Raw genomic sequence first — 20,063 nt, forward strand, 5'->3', positions numbered from 1 at the left:
TCACCTGAGCAATTGCCTGTTTGCCATCTTGTTGCTTGACGCTGGGTAATAGAAGCTGGCAAAGTGCGGCGCGAGTTCGTTTCCTGAGCAATGCAATGAAAGCAACTTCGACCAAACAGATTCAACAATTTTGCGATCAGATCGCGCGCGAGTTTCAGCCGGAGCGCATCATTCTGTTCGGCTCACACGCTTACGGTCGCCCGCATAAGTTTTCAGATGTAGATTTATTGGTGGTGATGCAGTTTGAGGGTAGCCCGCTGCAACAAGCCGCCCGCATCTTGACCAAGCTCGAACCGGCAATGTCGGTGGATTTGCTGGTGCGCACGCCCGAACAGGTGCGGCAACGGCTGGCGATGCAGGACAATTTTATGCGGGAGATCATCGAGCGCGGAAAGGTGGCCTATGAAGCCCAGCACGCAGGAATGGATTGAGAAGGCCGAAGGCGATTTCATCGCGGCCGTGACGCTCTTACGGACGCGCAAGCAGACGAACTACGACACGGTTTGCTACCACACCCAACAATGCGCGGAAAAGTATCTGAAAGCGCGCCTTGAAGAAGCTGGTCAGCCGATCCCACGAACGCACAATCTTTATGCGCTCCTAACGCTGGTCAAAGCCTTCGAGCCAAGCTGGCAGGCGCTGGCAACCGATCTAAACGTCCTGAATTCCTTCGCCGTCGTGTTTCGCTATCCCGGCGCGACCGCAACGAAAATTGACGCGCTAGACGCGCTCAGACGCTGCCGCAGTATTCGCCGCCTTATTCGTAGTTCGTTTGGCTTGCCAGTGTGAATCGCGCCGGCGCAGCTTACCATACCCCATTCAACGGCAGACCCAACTAAACCAGCGCAAATGCTACTCACAAGCTGCGGCCTCAGCCTATGCGCCAGACTTGACCATTCCCCCATTCACAGCCCATCATCCCGCCATCTTCATCACCAAGGAGCAAACATGAAAACTTCACCGGTAACGCCCGCCGATTTGCGCGGCGTGTTTCCCGTTCCACCGTTGGCGCGCGCCAAAACTGCGCAGCGCCCGCTCGATTTCGCCGAGAATGAAAAGATCGTGCGGCACATCGCCAAGGGTGGGCTGACGCGGTTCCTGTATGGCGGCAATGCCTTCCTCTATCACATCACGCTGGCCGAATACACGCAGTTGCTGGAGTGGATGGCGAGCTTTAGCGAAGACTGGTGGATGATCCCCAGTCTGGGGCCTTCGTATGGGCGGGCGATGGATCAGGCGGCGCTGTTGCGCAACCATAGCTTTCCTTGCGCGATGATGCTGCCGTGCGCCGATCCGCGTGATGCAGCGGGGCTTGAACGCGGTTTGCGCGAGATCACCGACGCCGCCGGGATGCCGTTGATCCTGTACTTGAAAGAAGAAAACAACTTTGGCGCGAACAAGGAAGCGGGCTTGGACGTCGTGGCTAAGCTGGTGGATGAAGGGTTGTGTTGCTGGATCAAATACGCCGTTGTGCGCCAAGACCCGACAGAGGATGCCTATCTGGATGCGCTGTTGCGCCGCGTAGACCGCGCGCGCATCGTCAGCGGCATCGGCGAACGCCCGGCCATCGTGCATACGCGCGATTTCGGCTTGCCGGGTTTTACGACTGGGTCGGGTTGCGTGGCGCCGCGTTTGACCCAAAAGTTATTCGAAGCCTGTGCGCACAATGATTGGGAAACGGCAGAAAGCATTCGCGCCCAGTTCATCGCGCACGAAGATTTGCGTGATGCCTGGGGGCCAGCCAAAGTGTTGCACAGTTCGATGGCATTGACCGGGATTGCGGCAAGCGGGCCGGTGCCGCCGTTCATTTCGCCGCTGTCAGCCGCGCAAGATAAAGAGCTTGTGCCAGTCGCGCGGGCGTTGCACAAGGCGAATGGTTGAGGCCGCCCGTATTCAGCCACTTCATTTACTTTCGGTCAGCAACACCAGGTCTGTCGTCACGCGGCCGCTGGTGTAGGCGAGTAGGCGGCCATCCCGTGAAAGTGTCACGGTGAAGAAAGCTTCGTCGGCGTTTTCGAGCAGGGTCTTGGGCGGGCCACCGGCGAGGGGTTGTTGCTTGATCTGATGGCTGCCCGTTTGGGCGTCAATGTAAATAAAGGCCGTGGCATCGGGCGTCCAGACCAGCCCGCCGTTGCCTGGGGTTAGTTTGAAAAAGTTTTGCTGATGGCCATCGGCAAAAGCCACGATGGCGACGCCGTGCGCTTTGGTTGCGGGGTCGTCCAATTCGCAAGCGAGCCATTGGCCGTTGGGCGCGAGGGCGGCATTACTGGCCGCAAAGTCGAAGAGCCGTTCCGGCGTCCCGCCTTGCAAGGGTACTTTCCATAACTGCCGCTGATTCGCGGCGCCTTCCGATTCGTTTTCATAAATCACCCAGCGCCCGTCCGGCGTGCATTGCGGACGCTCGCCACCGTTGGTGGAAAGTTGGACGAGGTTGCCGCCATCCGGTTCCATCCGCCAAATTTCGTGGCGGCCTGAACGGCGCGAAGAGAAAAGAATGAAGCTGCCATCCGGCGTCAGCGCGGGGTCGGTGTTGGCTTTGGCGTCGGTCGTCAACTGGCGCGAGGCGCTGCCGTCTGCCGCCGTCAGCCATAGATCGAGCAGACTGTCGTGCACCAGCTTGCCGTCCGGCGTCCAGGTCAAGCGGTCATAGCTGCCCTGCCCCGGCGTCAGTTGCCGCGCGCGGTGCAAATCGTCGAAGGGCGCGACCCACATACGGCTGGGGCGTTCGGTTTGACCCAGCAACACGGCGTGACCGTCCGCCGTCACCACCGGGCTGGCGTAATTATTGCTGTCGTGCGTGAGCTGGCGCTTTGTGCCGTCGGGATAAGCGAAGTAAAAAAGCTGAAAGCGTCCGGTCATTTCATCCAGCGCATTGGCGAGCAAGCCGCGCCCATCCGGCAGCCAGGACAAGTAAGCAATCCATTGCGGCTGGGGCGCGACGATCATGCGTTCAGCGCCGCCCTGCGCGGGCCTTTCCGCCAGGTAGTAATAATTGCCGCGCGGCTGGCCGTCGTCGCGCAAGGAATAGGCGATGCGCGCGCCATCGGGCGACCAGGCGTAGCCCCAGACAGTTTGTTGCGGCGTGAAGGTCGCAAACGTCCGCTGATTCGACCCGTCGGCATTGGCGATCAGCAACGCGCTGCCCGCTGGCAAGTTGCGTCTGAAAATCACCGCGCGGCCATCAGGCGAAAACGAACTGTTGCGCAAACCATTCAAATCGGTCAGCAGCTTATGCGGTTCGCCGCCCAGCAAGGCCACGCGATAAAGCACATTGCGCGCGGACTGTTCGGCTTCGGGCACGGTGTAGTAGAGAAAGTTGCTGTCGGGCGAAAAGGCTACGCTGCGGGGCGCGGCGCTCAACGCGACCAGCGGCAACGGCGTGCCGCCCGCAATCATCTGGCGCACGCGTAAGGTGCGGCCTCCGTTGGCGTCTTCTTCGACCAGGGCCAGATATTTGCCGTCGGGCGAAATGGTTCCGACCAGGACATTGCCCGTGCCGGTCAGGCGCGCCGCCGCGAATTTCTCAAACGGCGTCTTGGCAGCCTTGCCATAACCCAGCCATTGCGCGACGCCGAAACCCGCCGCCACCAGCAGCACGAATAAAACCAAGCCCAGCAGCGGCGTGCCGAATTTGTGTTGCCGCAATTCGCCCAGCAACAGCCTCGTGCTCGACGTGTGTTGCGGTGAGGTCTGCACTGCTTGTTTGTCGGCGGTGCGACGCGGTTGTCCCGTGGCCGCGCTGTTGACGGCGGCGGTGTCCAGCCATTGCTTCACGCGTTTCAATTCAGCTTGCAACTCGGCGGCGCTGGCGAAACGTTGCGCGCGATCTTTGGCCAGTGTGCGCTTGAGCAGCGGTTGCAATTCGGCAGGCGCGCCCTCCGGCGTCGCAAAGGGCGCATTGAGTTGCTGCAAGGTCAACGGCGGCGGTTCGTGTTCGAGCAGGGCCGCGATGATTTCCGCCCGTGAGTTGCGCGCGAAGGGATGTTGCCCGGTGAGCAGTTCATACAGCACCACGCCCAGGCTGAAAATATCCGTGCGCGCGTCCACCGGTTGGCCTTTGGTCTGCTCCGGCGACATATAGCTGATCGTGCCGAGCACAACGCCGCTCTGCGTTTTGAACAGCGTTTCAACGTCCGACGCCTGCGTTTCGGCGCGCGTCTTCGCATCCGGTTGGGCATCCGGTTGGGCATCCGGTTGGGCATCCGGTTGGGCATCCGGCCCGGCCACTGGTTTCAGCGACGGCGCTGAAGCATCACGCTGCGTCAGTTTCGCCAGACCGAAGTCGAGCACCTTGACGTAACCGTCCGGGCGCAGCATCACGTTTTCCGGTTTGATGTCGCGGTGAATAATGCCCGCCGCATGCGCGGTGGCCAGCGCGCCGCTGATTTGCGCGACGACGTCCAGCGCGCGGCTGAGCGTCATTTGCGGGTCGCCGATGCAGGCGCGCAAGGTCTGGCCTTCGACATATTCGGCGGCGATGTAATACTGCTCGCCCTGTTGGCCGAAATCGTAAATCGTCAGAATGTTCGGATGATTGAGCGCCGAGGCCGCGCGCGCTTCGCGTTGAAAGCGCGCCACGCGGTCGGGCACGTCGGTCAGTTCCGCCGGTAACAGCTTGAGCGCGACCTGCCGCCCCAGCCGCGTGTCTTCGGCCAGAAAGACCTGCCCCATCCCGCCGCGCCCCAACTCGCGCAACAAACGATACGAACCGATGCGCTGGCCCGGCCCGGCGGCATCGGCAGGCGCGAAGAACTTTTGCGCGAGCGCTTGGGCCGGTTGATCGAGCAACAATTCCGGCTGCCCATCGGCGGCCAGCATCGCCTGCGCCTGTTCCATCAAATCGGCATCGCCCGCGCAGGCTTCTGCCAGAAAGGCCGAACGTGCTGACACGGGCAGTTCCAGCGCCTGCTCAAAGATGCGATTGAGTTGTTGCCAGCGTGCGGCGTTCATAGCGATGCGGTTCCGGGAGCGGTAGCGACCGGGTTGTTCGACAAGCTGCCAGCTTGTCGAGGCATAGCCATTGCGCCACTGGGCTAGCCGCCAAAACTTCGACAAGCTGGCAGCTTGTCGAACAGACAAGCGACCGGTTGAAATGGGGTCAGACGCCTTCGAGTATCAGCTAACCCGGTCGCTACCGCTCGCGGAACTGTAACTCTCAGGATTTGCGTAATTGTGTTTGCAGCCAGGCCCGCGCCGCCCGCCATTCGCGTTCGACGGTGGCGGTCGAGATGTTGAGCGCCGTGGCGGTCTCTTCGATGGTCAAGCCGCCGAAGAAGCGCAATTCGACCACGCTGCTTTTCTGCGCATCGAAGGCGGCCAAGGCTTGCAGCGCGTCATTGAGCGCCAGCACCTCGGCGGCTTGCGTTTCAGCCATCGCGTCCGCCGCCGTCAACGAAAGGCGCGCTTGCCCGCCGCCGCGTTTCTGCCGCCGCCGCGTTTCGGCGTAATGCACCAAAATCTGGCGCATCAGCCGCGCCGCGATGCCGAAAAAGTGCGCGCGGTTTTGCCAGGTGACGGGGGCTTTGATCAATTCGACAAAGGCTTCGTTGATGAGCGCCGACGTTTGCAGGGTCTGCTGTTGCGGATCAGCGCGCAAACAGTGCCGCGCCACGCGCCGCAATTCATCATAAATGACCGGCACCAAGCGGTCGCGCGCCGCTTCGTCGCCCTGTCCCCAGGCGACCAGCAATTCGCTCACATTCGGCGGCGGTGTCGTTTCCATCAGCTTTTGATCCAGTGAGAGGTATTTTTGTCGGGCGCAGTGCGGGCGGCGGGATCATAGCATCGGTTCAAAAGACGACCAACTTGAAAGCGCCCCTGGGTACGCACGGCTTCCAGCGTGCGGGCTTGAAATGAGATGGATGGATGCCGGAGGAAAACCCTGCCGGAATCAATGCGTCCGCTGCCGGGACCGCACGCTGGAAGCGCTGCGTACCCAGGGGCAAAAGATTTTTCCCAACCCGTGATGGAAAGCGCGGCGGTTTGCGACATGTACTCAGTGAAGGCCCACACGCGCCGCGCCGCGCGTGCGGGCTAGCCTGGGAGCTTGGGCGTCCCCACTCCCCCTCCCAGGGCATCATTATTCAGTTTCAGGAGGAAGTTCATGTCGCATTCGCTGTTTTCTACCTTTCATTTTCGCCTTTCGCTCGGGGTGCTTTGTCTGACGTGCCTAGCCGGTCTGTTCCTGCCACCCATGCCACGTGCCCAGGCCAGCGGCAACAATCCAGTCTTTGCCCAGATCAAGAAACTAACCGCCACGGATGGCGCGCCGTCCGACGACTTTTTTGCTGTAGCAATCAGCGGCGACACAGTCATCGTCGGAGCATCAGGCAACAACAGTGGCACCGGCGCGGCTTATATCTTCGACCGCAACCAGGGCGGCCTGGACAACTGGGGCTTGGTCAAAAAACTGACCGCCAACGATGCGACGATGGGGGATGCTTTCGGCGCGGCGGTCGGCATCAGCGGCGACACGATCGTGGTTGGAGCCTATCAAAATAACAGCCACCGGGGCGCGGCCTATGTCTTTGAGCGCAACCTGGGCGGCGCGAACAACTGGGGGCAAGTTAAAAAGATCATCGCCAGCGATGCGGCTGATCCCGACTTTTTCGCCAGCGCCCTCACCATTGACGGCGACACCGTGGTGATTGGGGCTTATCACAAACAATTCTTCACCGGTGCGGCTTACATCTTTGACCGCAACCAGGGCGGCACGGGCAATTGGGGCCAAGTCAAAAAGCTGACTGCCAGCGATGCCGCCAATAACGATAGCTTCGGCTCGTCAGTCAGTATCAGCGGCGATACCGTCGCCATCGGGGCCATCGGTAAGAATGAAAATACCGGCGCGGCTTACATCTTCGGGCGCAACCAGGGTGGCGCGAACAACTGGGGGGAAAGCAAGAAATTGACCATCAGCGATGGGTTGCCACAAGACGTTTTCGGCGCTTCAATCGGCATCAGCAATGACACCGTGGTTGTCGGAGCCTCCGGCAAGAACGCCACCACGGGTGCGGCCTACGTCTTTGACCGCAATCAGGGCGGGGCGAACAACTGGGGGCAGGTGCGGATGCTGACCGCCAACGATGGAATTGCACCTGACCGATTTGGCGTCTCGGTCGGCATCGCCGGTGATACGGTCGTGGTCGGAGCAGACCAGAATTATGGGAATGCTGGCCAGACTTTTAGGGGCGCGGCCTATCTTTTTGGCCGCAACCAGGGTGGAACCGGCAATTGGGGGCAGATGCAGAAATTGACGGCGAATGATGAAGCCGATTATGACTATTTTGGACTGAGTGTCGCGCTCAGTGGTGACTCCACGAATGGCTATAAGGTCCTCGTTGGAGCATTATTCGCCAACGACCAAGCAGGTGCGGCATATCTTTTCAGCAACAGTTGCACTACGCCATCTTTAACCCCAGCCTCTTTGCCATTGGCGCAAGTCGGCACGCCTTACAGCCAAACCATCACGGCTTCGCCCGGCGGCAGTTACACCTTTGCGGTCACGGCGGGCGCACTGCCCAACGGGCTGACGTTGAATGCGGCAACCGGTCAGCTTTCCGGCACGCCGTCGCAACTTGGCTTGTTCAACTTCCGTCTCACCGCCACCAGCATCCTAGGCTGCTCGAATTCGCTCGATTACGCGCTCAACGTGGCGACCTGCACGATGATCACGGTTAACCCTGCCACGCCCACGAACGGAACGGTGGGCACAGCCTATAGCCAAACTATTTCCGCCACGCCCGCCCTGGCGTATGGCTTCAGCCTCACAAGCGGCGCGCTGCCTAACGGGTTGTCACTGGATGCCATGACGGGCGTCATCAGCGGCACGCCCACCACGGCGGGCACCTTCGCCTTCCGCATCACGGCGGGCACGGGCGGCTGTTCCGGCTATCGCGATTGCGCGGTGACGATCACGTGCCCAACGGTCACGCTCACACCCACCTTGCCCAACGCCAGCGCGGGTGTGTACTACACGCAAACCATCAGCGCCGCGCCCGGCAGCGGTTACAGCTTCAGCCTGGCTTCCGGCAGTCTGCCGAGCGGCTTGGCGCTGAATGCGCAGACCGGCGTGTTGAGCGGCTTCGCCTTCGCACCTGGCGCCTCCAACTTCACCGTCAAAGCGCAAACCGCCGTTGGTTGCGCGGGGCAACAGGTATACACCGTGACAGTCGCGTGCCCGGCGATCACGCTGGCGGCGCTGCCCACGCCCACGCTGAACACCGCGTATACCCAGAGCGTTGCCGCCGCGCCCAGCGGCGGCGCCTACACCTACAGCGCCACGGCGGGCGCGTTGCCTAACGGGTTGTCATTGAATGCGGCGACGGGTGTCGTTAGCGGCACACCAACGCTGGCTGGAACCTTCAACTTCACCCTCACCGCGACCAGCTTCGGTACTTGCGCTGGCAACCGCGCGTATAGCTTCACCATCAGCGGCAACGCCTGCCCGACGATTGCGCTGCCTGCCTTGCCGAATGGCAATCTCGGCCAGATGTACAGCAACACGGTCGCCGCCACGCCTGTGGGCGGCTACAGCTACAGCTTGAGCGGAACCTTGCCACCCGGCGTGACCTTCTACAACGCTGCTGGCTTGCTCTTCGGCTTTCCGATGGCGGCGGGCACATACAACTTCAGCATTACTGCAACAGACACAAATAACTGCGCGGCCAGCCGCAGCTACGCCGTGACAGTTGCGCCTTGAACGTCCGGTTAAAGCAGTCTGGATAAAACAACAAGGACGCGCCCGCAGGAAATTGCGGGCGCGTCCTTGTTTGGTCGAGTCATGACAACTTTGGAGCAGGCCGGCAACAGACCCCCGAACGACGAGTTAGGTAACGTGTTATGAAAGGCGACCGCCACTATCACTATCACCTAAAGAATCTTCATCCTGCGAAAATCGCCTGGATTGGAATCGCGAGTGAATTCGATCTCGACGTTAGCCTCAATCAGGCTCGTCCTGTCATGATGTAGTTGCGCCCCTTGGCAGTCTTCCACCCAGGAACCTTGCCGAGCCCGAAACGCCGATTGGCAAATGCAATGCGTCTGTAATGCTCCGTGCGGAATGCATCTTCAGAAACGCCAGCTTTAGCGGCTCGCTCGCTCCAGAATTTCTCTATGAACTGCTCATGTTCAGCATCCGATTTGAGCATGAGGAACGCCTGCTTCTCTTCGGGAGTAATCATGTAGGCAACATCCTCGCTCGCCCATCTTTCATAGGGTGACTTGAGGTCTGTACGAGATGGGCCACTGGAAGATTTAAGTGTGTGCGTCTGGGCGAGTGCAAAGCTGCACACTAATACTACAAGCCCGCTTAACAGAAATGCATTTCTCATTTTTTCTCCTCTCAAAATTGGACTGCAAGACTGATGGTAGGGCACATCTGTAAATGTGTAAAACAACAGAACGCGGGCGTTTAACCAGCAGATTACCCGCGTCGCCGCCCCTGCCTGAACGTTTGACCACAATTTTGGTGCAGATTTTTTTTGATAACTTTGCTTCTTAGCATCAGTCAAAAGCCCACTTAACCCCACCGAACTCTGACTTTGGTTGACGATTCAATGAATCTCCGGCTCCGCCGTCGCCGTGCCCGCATGCAGGAAATCGAAATCGCAACCCTGCTCCGCCTGTGTCACGTGTTCGGCAAACAGCGCGCCGTAACCGCGTTCATAGCGTTTCGGCGGCGCGACCCAAGCCGCGCGGCGTTGCGCCAACTCTTCTTCACTGACCTTCAATTCCAAGCGCCGTTCGGGCACATTCAATTCGATCAAATCGCCCTCGCGCACCAGCGCCAGCGGGCCGCCGATGAAGCTTTCGGGCGCGACGTGCAGGACGCAGGTGCCATAAGAAGTCCCGCTCATGCGCGCGTCTGAAATCCGTACCATGTCGCGCACGCCTTGTTTCAACAGCTTCTTCGGCAACGGCAACATGCCCCATTCCGGCATGCCCGCGCCGAGCGGCCCGGCGTTTTGCAACACGAGCACAGAGTTCTCATCCACGTCCAGATTCTCGTCATTCAATCGCGCGTTCATCTCGTCGTAGTCTTTGAACACCACCGCGCGCCCGGTGTGTTGCCACAATCGCTGTTCGGCGGCGGTCGGTTTGATGACCGCACCGTTGGGCGCGAGGTTGCCATACAGGATCGCCGTGCCGCCAATCGAATAGACCGGATTGTCCAACGCGCGAATCACGTCATTGTTGAAGACCTTGGCACCCTCGATATTCGCGCCCAGCGTCTGGCCGTTGACCGTGATGGCGTCCAGATGCAGCAGGCTGGTGAGTTGATTGAGCAGCGCGCGCAAACCGCCGCCGTAATAAAAGTCTTCCATCAGGTATTTGCCCGACGGCCGCAGGTTCGCAATCATCGGCACACGCTGCGAAATCTCATCGAACTTGAGTAGCGGCAGGTGCAAGCCCGCGCGTCCGGCCATCGCCACCAAGTGAATGATGGCATTGGTCGAACCGCCGATAGCCATGTCGGTAACGATGGCGTTCTCGAACGATTGCATGGTCAGCCAATCGCTCGGCTTCAAATCTTCCCAAACCATTTCGACCGCGCGGCGGCCACAGTTGGTCGCCATGCGCTGATGATTCGCATCCACCGCTGGGATTGAAGACGCGCCGGGCAGCGAGAAGCCCAGCACTTCGGCCAGCGCCGTCATCGTCGACGCCGTGCCCATCGTCATACAGACACCGGCAGAACGCGCGATGCCGTCTTCCATCGCATTCCATTCGTCCTCGCTGATGTTGCCCGCGCAACGCTCGGCCCAATACTTCCACACGTCCGAACCGCTGCCCAGAATCTGACCGTTCAAATTGCCGCGCAGCATCGGCCCGGCGGGCAGATAGATCGTCGGCAAATCCATCGAGAGCGCGCCCATAATCAAACCGGGTGTAGTCTTGTCGCAACCGCCCATCAGCACAACGCCATCAATCGGCTGGCAACGCAGCAACTCTTCGGTTTCCATCGCCAGCAGATTGCGGTACATCAGCGGCGAAGGCTTCATATACGTCTCATTGACCGGCATCGCGGGCAATTCGACGGGGAAGCCGCCGGCCTGCCAGACGCCGCGTTTGACCTCTTCGGCGCGCGTGCGGAAGTGGCTGTGACAGGTCGTCAGATCGCTCCACGTATTGACGATGGCGATGACCGGTTTGCCCGCGTGATCGGCAGCGCCGTAACCCATCTGCTTCATGCGCGAACGATGCGTGAACGAACGTAGGTCGGGTTTGCCGAACCAGCGGAAGCTGCGTAAGTCTTGCGGTGTTTTTCTAGCCTTCATAACAAAAAGTGTTGTCGGTTTTCAGCCCGCGAAGGCGGGCGGCGGAATAAAGCCCAGGGTGAAGCGCGGCTTCGTAGAAGCTGGGCGGAACCCTGGGAACGTCGGCGATGATGAGCAAAGCCCGCGCAGGCGGGCGGCAGAGCGTGCCAATAATCTATCAATGTCTGTCGCCCGCTTCGCAGGCTCAATGATTCAATTTGCTGCTTACCTGGGGTTCCGGCTTTCGCCTTCACTCAAGGCTTTATGCTGTCGCCCGCCTTCGCGGGCTGAGATCACAAACAATACCTGACTACTTCATTTTCAAAGTTTGCTTGAGCCAGGCGATCATTTTGACTTTCGTATCGGGGAATTTGGTGATGACGCCCATGCCGTGCGGCCCGCCTTGCACGGTGATCAAATCACAGCGATTGCCTGCGGCTTGCATGCGTTTTTGCATTTCGACGGATTGTTCATAGGCGACCTGCGCGTCTTCGGTGCCGTGAATCAGCAGGAACGGCGGCAGGCCTTTTTTGATGTGATTGATGGCGGAAACCTCGCGCATACGTTGGACGGCTTCGGGTGAATCGCCCGGTGGCACGCTATACACATCGCGCCAAATGCTGGCGCCGACTTTGCCTTCAGTTTCTTCCTTCGCCCGCAACTCCCAATCGTGCACGCCGTAAAACGGCACGACCGCCGCCAATTTGAGCGCGCTTTGCTGGCGCACGCCAACATACGAAACCAGCGCGCCGCCCGCCGATTCGCCCATCAGCACGACGCGGCGCAAATCCACATTGTACTCTTTGGCGTGGTCTTTGACGAACTTGATGGCGGCTTCGATGTCAGCCACCATCGCGGGGAATTTGCCTTGCGGATGGAGCCGGTAGTTGATCGTGAACCAGGCAAAGCCTGCTTGCGTCAACGGCTCGAACAGGGGCGGCACATACGTCTGTTTGTCGCCGCGCGCGAAGCCGCCACCGTGCACGATGACAACGCTGGGGAACGGCCCCGCGCCATCGGGCACGTAGGCATCAAGCGTTAAACTCACGCCGTCCGCCTTGGCGAATTCGATGTCCTTGCGCATTTCCGCTTGCGCCACCGTTGCGAGCAACAGGACGGCGAGCGCGGCGTTCAACCAAGTCTTTGTTTTCATCATTGTCTCCCGGATGGGCCTTTCGGATAGTGGTTAAGGAGAGATTACGGAACAGACGGAAATAACGGAACAGACGGAAGAAACAAAAGACGATCAGTTATGTTCCTTTCAGTCTGTTCCGTTATTTCCGTCTGTTCCGTAATCTCGTTCTTCCTTCTCAAACTAACCCACTTCCTTCTATTGGTGTTTGTGAATACGTCCTTCAAGCCTTTGCAGGCGGTTTCAACTGTGTCGCCAGCAAACCGCCCAGCAGCGCGCAGCCCGCCAAAAACAACATCGCCGCTTTGTAATTGCCGGTGTAATCCTTGAGATAGCCAACGATGTATGGCCCGACGAAGCCGCCTAGATTGCCGACCGAATTGATTAGCCCGACCGCGCCCGCCGCCGCCGAGCCGGTCAGAAACGCCGAGGGCAACGACCAGAACGCCGGATAGCCGCCCGGCGCGAGGCCCGCCAGGCAAAGCCCCAGAACGACGATACCCAGCACGTCGCCGCCCAGCACGCACAACGCCATGCCTACGCCAGTCAGCAAAGCCGGGATGGCGGTGTGCCAGCGGCGTTCGCCGGTGCGATCCGAAGAGGGGCCGACCAGCAGGATGGCGATGATGCAAAAGATATAGGGCAGTGTGGTCAGCACCGTCTGCACCAGAATAGACGTGCCTTTCATGTTCTTGGTGATCGAGGGCAGAAAGAAATTCAAACCGTAATTGCCCGTGACGACAAAAAAATACAGCACGGTCAGCAGGATGATTTGCGGGTGGCGAAAGGCCGCGCGCAAATCCGCGCCGCCCGTCGTCGTCTTCTGCGCCTTCTCGCGCGCCAGTTCGGCGACCAGCCATTGCTTTTCGTCGTCGGGCAGCCATTTCGCCTGTTCAGGCCGGTCGGTCAGATAGACGAGCGTGATGCAACCGAGCAGAATCGAAGGCAAGCCCTCAAGAATGAAAACCCAGCGCCAACCGGGCAGCCCGTACCAATGCGCGTTTTCCAAAATCGTGCGCGACAGCGGCACGCCAATCACTGTCGCCAGCGGAATGCCGATCAGAAATTTGGCCTTGGCCTTGCCGCGATCTTCATAGCGGAACCAGTGCGACAGATAGACGATCACGCCGGGAAAGAAACCCGCTTCGGCCAGGCCCAGGATGAAGCGCAGGCTGTAAAACTGATGCTCAGCGCTGACGACATTGAGTGGCCCCATGCCGACAAAGCCCATCAGCGTGGCGACCATCCCCCACGAAATCATGATGCGCGCGATCCATTTGCGCGCGCTCCAGCGTTCGACGATCAGCGTGCCGGGGATTTCGAGCAAGAAATAGCCTAGAAAGAAGATGCCCGCGCCAAACCCGATGATCGCATCAGTCAATCCCAGGTCGCCCTGCATTTGCAGCTTCGCCACACCCACATTGGTACGGTCAATGTACGCGATCAAATACAGCAACAACAGGTATGGCAACAAACGCCGCGTGACGCGTTGGCGCGTGCGTTCGGCAACCTCTGTGTCAACCCCAACAATAACGGCGGGCAAGGGGGTGGCGCTTTCCATTCAGACTCTCCAATTTGCGGCCCAAGTGATAAAGCCTGGGCACAAACAATCTGGCACTGGGTTGATGTTGAACTTCCTTGAGATGGAACTTGGATGAGGCGAGAGTGTACGCGCAAGCCGCACAACACGCCAGTGCGGCGCAGTGCGCAAGTCAGGATCAGCTTGTGTAATGTGCAATCTTCTACCGATAATCCTACTCGCTGACCTGAATAAGTGGCGCACAACATTGAAACCGTCCCGATGTTATGCAGCATAGTACGGCTGGCATACAGGTCGGTAGCTATTAAAAATAAATAGCTATTCAAGGCTGGAGTTTTAGGATTAAAGTGCTATATTCCGCTTCCCCCCTCGATTATCCCGGCATCGGTAGCAAAATGGAGCAGTCTTAATTAGGGAAAACCCCGACCCCATACTCCCTAATGGACTACACACACATACAAACTACGTTCTAAGAAACGTCACGTAATCCACGCAACTGCAACTGACCGTTTAACACGCTAATACGCGAGCGTCTGGTCGAGCAGCATTCCCCAAGGTGACGGCTCTGGAGGGTGTTTACCGGTGGGCCATGCCATCATTCCCAAGGTGGCGGGTCTGGCTGGTGTATACAATTAGGGTTGTGCCATAGGCTCGTCTAGAAGCCTCGCAGGAGGTTTTGACGATGAGATTCAATACTCTTTTACAGGAGTTAAGCCTGCGTTCTCGGCTGGCCATACAGCTTCGGCGCATTGTCAAACAAACGTTCTCTTTCCAATCGCGCTTTGCCTCGCGCTGGTTGCTGACCTCATTCTTTGCGGCGCTGGCCGCCGCAGCCCTGTTCGGTTTATTCGGTTTGATTCGCAACACACACGCTGCCTTTGCGACCACTTACTTCGTGCGCACCGACGGTAGCGATACGCTTTGCAATGGGTTGACCAATGCTTCGGCGGCGGCGGCTCCTAATTGCGCATTCCTGACAATTGGTAAAGCTGTCGCGACCTCTGCCGCGGGCGACACCATCAACGTCGGCGCGGGCACTTATGTTGAAAACCCGGCCATCAACAAAGCGCTGACGCTGCAAGGCGCGAATGCCGGTATCGCGGGCACGGGCGTGCGCGGCGCCGAATCCATCGTCCGCACCAATGGTAATCAAACCGCCGTCATCGGCGTCACCGCCGCCAATATCACCATCAACGGCTTCACCATAGACGGCGATGATCCGGGCGTCGCGGGCAGTCCGCTATTCAGCGGCGATGACTCCAATGTGCAATACGGTGTGCGGCCCACCACGGCTGCCGCCAACAACCTGACCGTCAACAACAACATCATCAAGCGCGTCTTTATCGGTTTGCGCGGCGACGTTGCCTCGCAGGGCAACGTCATCACGCGCAACCTGTTCGACAGCATCGGCAACTTCGATTTTGGTTACGCGGTTTCCATCCGCAACGACTTTTACGCCGACGTGACCAACAACAAGATGACCCGGTCGTGGACGGGCATACACATCAATAACCACAATGGCGCGGGCGGCCCGGCGAGCTTCCTGATTACAGGCAACGAGATTCACGCCTACGCGGGCGGCATCCTTTACTGGCTGCAATTCAACGGCGCAACCGGGGCGACGATCAGTGGCAATACGATTACCGCCGAACCCACCGCCATCGCCAACAATTTCGGTGTGTTGATTGTGACCAACCAGGACGCGGTCAATTCTACTTTCACCAGCAACGCCATCAGCGGGCACGATTACGGCGTAGGCTTATTCAACGTTCCCACCAGCAGCACTATCACGCTGGGCGCGACCAATTCGATCAGCGGCTCCAAACTGGCGGGCGTATTCCTAACCGACAACCTGAATTTCAATCCGGTCGGCACGACCAATTTTCTGGCGGGCGGCCCCGGCGCGGCTTCGACGGTCAACGTGACCGGCTTGTCCATCGCCGGCAACGTCAACACCGGCGTCAAGGTCGAAGGCCTGACCAATACCCAGACGCTCAATCTGAACAGCGCGAGCAGCATCAGCGGCGGCGTGACCGGATTGTTGCTGACCGGCACCAAAACCGCGCTGACCGGCAACACGCTGAACAACACGGCGTTCACAGGGCAGAGCGGCAATTACATCGCGCTGGCCAACACAGCGCTCGACAACCTGACGATCAATGCCACCGCCGTCAGCTTTGACGGATTGACGGGCGCGACGGCGACCACGACGCAGAACTTCGCCATCGAAAACAAGCTTTTTCACGCGCTCGATGACCCCTCGCTGGGGTTGATCAACTTCGCCGCGAACACGCTCTTTGCGTCTTCGACCGGCGCGAGCGGCACGACGCCGACTGCGACCAATAACGATTACACGCGCATCAACAATGCGGTGCTGGCCGCTACCAGCGGCGCGACCATCAAACTCAACGGCACGTTCAACTGGACGGAAGTCAACGCGGCGGCCAGTTGGGTCAAAGGGAGTAACGGCGTGGCAGGCGACATTGACGATTACAGCGTCTATCCGCCGGCCAATCTGAATAACGTCACTTTCACCGCGAATGCACTGGGCGATGCGACGATTCAAGGGCCGGGCGACCTGGCGGCGATTGATCTCGAAGGCGTGTTCTTCTTCGATGGGGGCGACAATCAGAACTGGACGATCTCCAACATCCGTTTCCTCGATTTCGACAACGCCATTGGCATGTTCAGCGGCGCGGGCGGTTCGGACGCCTTCAACGGCACGAAGATTCTGAACAACTACATCCGGCTGGCGACCGATCTCGACAGCAGCGTCGCGCCGAACGATGTCTCGCAGAACATCGCCATCCATCTTTCGTTCGGGACGAATCAAATGGTGTCGGGCAACACGATTGAAATACCGGGCAACGGCGTGCGCGTCAACGATGCCGCTGAGGTCGTGCTGCAATCCAACACCAGCGGCGGAAACATTTACGACGGTTTGCAGATCACCAACAACACGATTCGCGTGTTGCAGGCGCAATCGGCTCAGCCCGAAGTCGTCATCGGCATCTGGGACAATTGCCACGCCCATTCGAGCAACATCACCATCAGCGGCAACTCGTTCACCAATCTGGCGGGCGGCAACAACCCGGCCACCAATTTGCAACGCGGCTTCCGCGTCACCTCGCATTCATCGGCGACGACGACGGTCAAATACCAGAACAACACGGTCAGCGGCGCGAATATCGGCTTCCAATGGCGCTTCGGCCCCTTCACTGGCAATCAGCCGGTGCAACTCATCAGCAACACGATCACCGGCAACAACACCGGTGTTGACGTAGCCGAAGACGGCGTGGCGCTGCTCAAATTCAACCGCATCGTCGGCAATCTGGCGGCGGGCGTGTCGGGCAACTCCGTCACGCAGATTCTGGCCGAGAATAATTGGTGGGGTTGCAATTTTGGCCCCGGCGCAACCGGCGCGGGTTGCAGTGGCACGACCAACGGCGCGAGCAATGCGGGCGCGGGCGGGATTGATTTCAATCCCTGGCTGGTGCTCGGCTTGACGCCTACGCCCTCGACGGTCGCGGTTGGCGGCATGTCCGCCCTGACCGCCAGTCTGAAGAAAAACTCCGACAACGTGGATACGTCCTTGATGGGTATGGGCTTGTTCCCCGATGGCGTAACGGTCAACTTCACCGGCACGCTGGGCACGGTGCTGCCAACCCCTGTTCCCACGTCTGGCGCAATGGCGAATTCGATTTACACCGCCGGCGGCACGCCCGGCGCGGGCAGCGCTTCCTCAATGATGGACGGGCAAACCGTGACGCAACCGATCACCGTCACCGTCGGCCCGCTCGCCATGCTGAGCTTCGTTCAGCAACCGACCGACACGCTCATCAACGGCGTCATCACGCCAGCGGTGACCGTGCAGGCCAAAGACGCCTTCAACAACAACATCTCCGGTGCTTCGGTCACGCTGACACTTTCGATGGGCACGGGCACGTTGAGCGGCACGCTGACCCAGATGACCAACGGTTCAGGCATCGCCACCTTCAACAACCTGAGCCTAGACACGGCGGGCACGAACAAGAAACTGACGGCCACCTCCGGCGCAATCACGGCGGTGAGCAATCCGTTCACCATCCTGCCCATCCCGACCACCGTTTATGTGGATGACAACTGGGTGGGTCTGACGCCAGGCACTGACCCCGACGGCGGCGGGCCAGCGACCAGTATCGGCTATGACGCTTTCGCGACGATCCAGGGCGGCATCAATGCGGTCGCCAATCCTGGCACGGTCAACGTCGCGCCCGGTAGCTATCCCGAAAACGTGACGGTCAACAAGAACGTCAACTTGAAAGGCGCACAGCAAGGCGTCAATGCCTGCGGGCGCTCGGCCAGTGAATCCACCATCACGGCGGCGGGCACGCTAATGACGCTGGTAGCGGGTTCTGCCGGTTCGATCATCAACGGCTTTACTTTCTCCGGCGGCAATCGCGGGATCGAATCCACCTCCGGGCCGCTCAACAACGTACAAATTCTCAACAATCGTTTTGTGGGCTTCACCGGCAGCGGCGTGTTCCTCAACGATCCCGGCACTGACATCACCGTCAGCCAGAACTCGATTGACGGCGCCAGCAAAACCGGCTCGGGCGATCTGTTCCACTTGGACACGGATGCGTTCCCCGGCTTCTGGTTCACGAATAATTGCATCAACGGCAAAGGCGCGACGGATACTTCGTCCGGCTTCTTCGTTGACGGCAACCACAACGTCAGCGTCAGCGCCACGCCGCGCACGCCGCTCATCGGCGGCAACACCATTAGCAATTGCCAGACGGGCATGAATCTGGGCACGCGCGCCTTCACCGGCACGGCGGCCACCAACAACGGTACCATCAGCGGCAATACGTTCAGCAGTAACCTGTTCGATGGCTTGCAAGGTGGTATTCAAAACACGACCATCAGTGGCAACACCTTCAGCAACAATGGCCGTCACGGGCTGGCGTTGACGAGCTTCGGCAACACTGGCGCGGATCGCGGCGGGCAGAACACGTTAGTCAAAGGAAACCTGATGAGCGGGAATGGATTCGCGCAGGCTGGCGCGGGTCTCTTCTTCAGCGGCACCCAGGCCGTGGGCACCATCGGTACTAATCACGCTAACTTCAACCGCATCGTCGGCAACAACGTCGGCGCGCAATATGGCGGCAGCGTCAGCGCGGGCAACAACGCGACGATTGACGTGGAGAACAACTGGTGGGGCTGCAACTATGGGCCGGGCACAAGCGGCGCGGGCTGCGTGGGCACCGTCAATGGTGCCGTAGTCTTCGCTGGCAACAGCGGTGTTTTGGACTCCAATCCCTGGCTGACGCTCAATCTAATGGCGATGCCCCCTGTGGTGGCACAGGGCGGCAGTTCGACGCTGGCTTCCAAGCTGACCATCAACTCGAACAACGTGGACACCGCGCCCATGTCAATGTTCGTGCCGAACGGTACGCCGGCCACCTTCACACAGGGCGCGCTCGGCAGCGTTGCGCCGCCCAACGCGACGACCACCAATGGCGTCGCTAACTCGACCTACACGGCAGGCAGCACTCCCGGTAACGACAGCGTTTCGACAACCATTGACGGGCAGACCATGGCAACCGGCCTCACCGTCGGCTGCCAGACGATCACCATCGCGCCCGGCTCATTGGCCGGGGGCACGGCGGGCCTGGCCTATCCGAACACACAGTTGACCGCTACGGGCGGCTTCGGGCCACACGTGTTCAGCATCATGTCCGGTGGATTGCCGACCGGGCTGATGCTGTCAATGACCGGGCTGATCTCCGGCACACCGCTACAAGTTGGGACGTTCAGCTTCGTGGTCAAGGCGACCGACACCGGTGGTTGCTTTGGCACGCAGAGTTATACGCTGGTGATCGTCTGCCCGACGGTCAGTCTGAGTCCCGCGACGTTGCCCAACGCGACCATCAATACGGCGTATGCGCAAACCATCAGCGCCAGTCCGGCGGGTGGGAATTACACGTTCGCGGTGACGAGCGGGGTGTTGCCAGCGGGGTTGACGCTCAATGCGAATGGGAGCTTCAGCGGCGCGCCGACGCAAGGCGGGACGTTCAATTTCCGCGTGACGGCGACGGGCTTTGGCGGTTGCACGGGCTTCCGCGATTACACGCTCGTGGTGCTGTGCCCGGCC

Annotated in this window: 11 protein-coding genes; 5 read left to right on the plus strand and 6 right to left on the minus strand. The window is 59.7% G+C overall.

Going from position 1 to position 20,063, the window contains the following annotated elements; translation table 11 throughout:
• The first annotated feature begins 95 nt into the window (after positions 1-95).
• The 3 genes from HY011_16700 to HY011_16710 all read left to right on the plus strand — a co-directional run bounded on the left by HY011_16700 (position 96) and on the right by HY011_16710 (position 1,881).
• Positions 96-431: a nucleotidyltransferase domain-containing protein gene (locus HY011_16700; protein ID MBI3424575.1), complete on the plus strand. Its 336-nt coding sequence runs from the start codon at positions 96-98 to the stop codon at positions 429-431.
• Complete coding sequence (locus HY011_16705; protein MBI3424576.1) at positions 403-789, plus strand: HEPN domain-containing protein; 387 nt, start codon at positions 403-405, stop codon at positions 787-789. Before HY011_16700 ends, HY011_16705 begins: the two co-directional genes overlap by 29 nt.
• 159 nt (positions 790-948) lie before the next feature.
• Entirely contained in the window at positions 949-1,881 is a 933-nt protein-coding gene (locus HY011_16710) for a dihydrodipicolinate synthase family protein (protein MBI3424577.1), read from the plus strand.
• Between the two features lie 21 nt (positions 1,882-1,902).
• On the opposite strand, the gene HY011_16715 is transcribed toward HY011_16710, so the two are convergent.
• A complete protein-coding gene (locus HY011_16715; protein MBI3424578.1) occupies positions 1,903-4,950 on the minus strand; it encodes a serine/threonine-protein kinase in 3,048 nt (1,015 codons plus the stop codon).
• 205 nt (positions 4,951-5,155) lie between these two features.
• Positions 5,156-5,722, minus strand: a complete 567-nt coding sequence (locus HY011_16720; GenBank protein MBI3424579.1) for a sigma-70 family RNA polymerase sigma factor — start codon at positions 5,720-5,722, stop codon at positions 5,156-5,158.
• Positions 5,723-6,103: 381 nt separating this feature from the next.
• Here HY011_16720 and HY011_16725 point away from each other — a divergent pair, with 381 nt between their 5' ends.
• Positions 6,104-8,698, plus strand: a complete 2,595-nt coding sequence (locus HY011_16725; GenBank protein MBI3424580.1) for a putative Ig domain-containing protein — start codon at positions 6,104-6,106, stop codon at positions 8,696-8,698.
• A 244-nt stretch (positions 8,699-8,942) separates the two neighbouring features.
• Here HY011_16725 and HY011_16730 read toward each other — a convergent pair whose 3' ends face one another.
• The 4 genes from HY011_16730 to HY011_16745 all read right to left on the minus strand — a co-directional run bounded on the left by HY011_16730 (position 8,943) and on the right by HY011_16745 (position 13,948).
• A complete protein-coding gene (locus HY011_16730) occupies positions 8,943-9,509 on the minus strand; it encodes a GWxTD domain-containing protein (GenBank protein ID MBI3424581.1) in 567 nt (188 codons plus the stop codon).
• A 42-nt stretch (positions 9,510-9,551) separates the two neighbouring features.
• Entirely contained in the window at positions 9,552-11,276 is a 1,725-nt protein-coding gene (locus tag HY011_16735) for a dihydroxy-acid dehydratase (protein MBI3424582.1), read from the minus strand.
• Positions 11,277-11,565: 289 nt separating this feature from the next.
• On the minus strand, positions 11,566-12,411 hold the full coding sequence (locus tag HY011_16740) for an alpha/beta hydrolase (GenBank protein MBI3424583.1): 846 nt from the start codon (positions 12,409-12,411) through the stop codon (positions 11,566-11,568).
• Between the two features lie 199 nt (positions 12,412-12,610).
• On the minus strand, positions 12,611-13,948 hold the full coding sequence (locus HY011_16745; protein MBI3424584.1) for an MFS transporter: 1,338 nt from the start codon (positions 13,946-13,948) through the stop codon (positions 12,611-12,613).
• A gap of 661 nt (positions 13,949-14,609) precedes the next feature.
• Here HY011_16745 and HY011_16750 point away from each other — a divergent pair.
• The coding region (locus HY011_16750; GenBank protein MBI3424585.1) for a putative Ig domain-containing protein at positions 14,610-20,063 on the plus strand (5,454 nt) is incomplete at its 3' end.

This window comes from Acidobacteriota bacterium (genome assembly GCA_016196035.1).
GTDB lineage: Bacteria > Acidobacteriota > Blastocatellia > RBC074 > RBC074 > JACPYM01.

Excerpts from the sequence above, each read along its gene's own strand:
- HY011_16700 (MBI3424575.1), top strand. The coding sequence starts at position 96 with ATGAAAGCAACTTCGACCAAACAGATTCAACAATTTTGCGATCAGATC.
- HY011_16705 (MBI3424576.1), top strand. The coding sequence starts at position 403 with ATGAAGCCCAGCACGCAGGAATGGATTGAGAAGGCCGAAGGCGATTTC.
- HY011_16710 (MBI3424577.1), top strand. The coding sequence starts at position 949 with ATGAAAACTTCACCGGTAACGCCCGCCGATTTGCGCGGCGTGTTTCCC.
- HY011_16715 (MBI3424578.1), bottom strand. The coding sequence starts at position 4,950 with ATGAACGCCGCACGCTGGCAACAACTCAATCGCATCTTTGAGCAGGCG.
- HY011_16720 (MBI3424579.1), bottom strand. The coding sequence starts at position 5,722 with ATGGAAACGACACCGCCGCCGAATGTGAGCGAATTGCTGGTCGCCTGG.
- HY011_16725 (MBI3424580.1), top strand. The coding sequence starts at position 6,104 with ATGTCGCATTCGCTGTTTTCTACCTTTCATTTTCGCCTTTCGCTCGGG.
- HY011_16735 (MBI3424582.1), bottom strand. The coding sequence starts at position 11,276 with ATGAAGGCTAGAAAAACACCGCAAGACTTACGCAGCTTCCGCTGGTTC.
- HY011_16740 (MBI3424583.1), bottom strand. The coding sequence starts at position 12,411 with ATGATGAAAACAAAGACTTGGTTGAACGCCGCGCTCGCCGTCCTGTTG.
- HY011_16745 (MBI3424584.1), bottom strand. The coding sequence starts at position 13,948 with ATGGAAAGCGCCACCCCCTTGCCCGCCGTTATTGTTGGGGTTGACACA.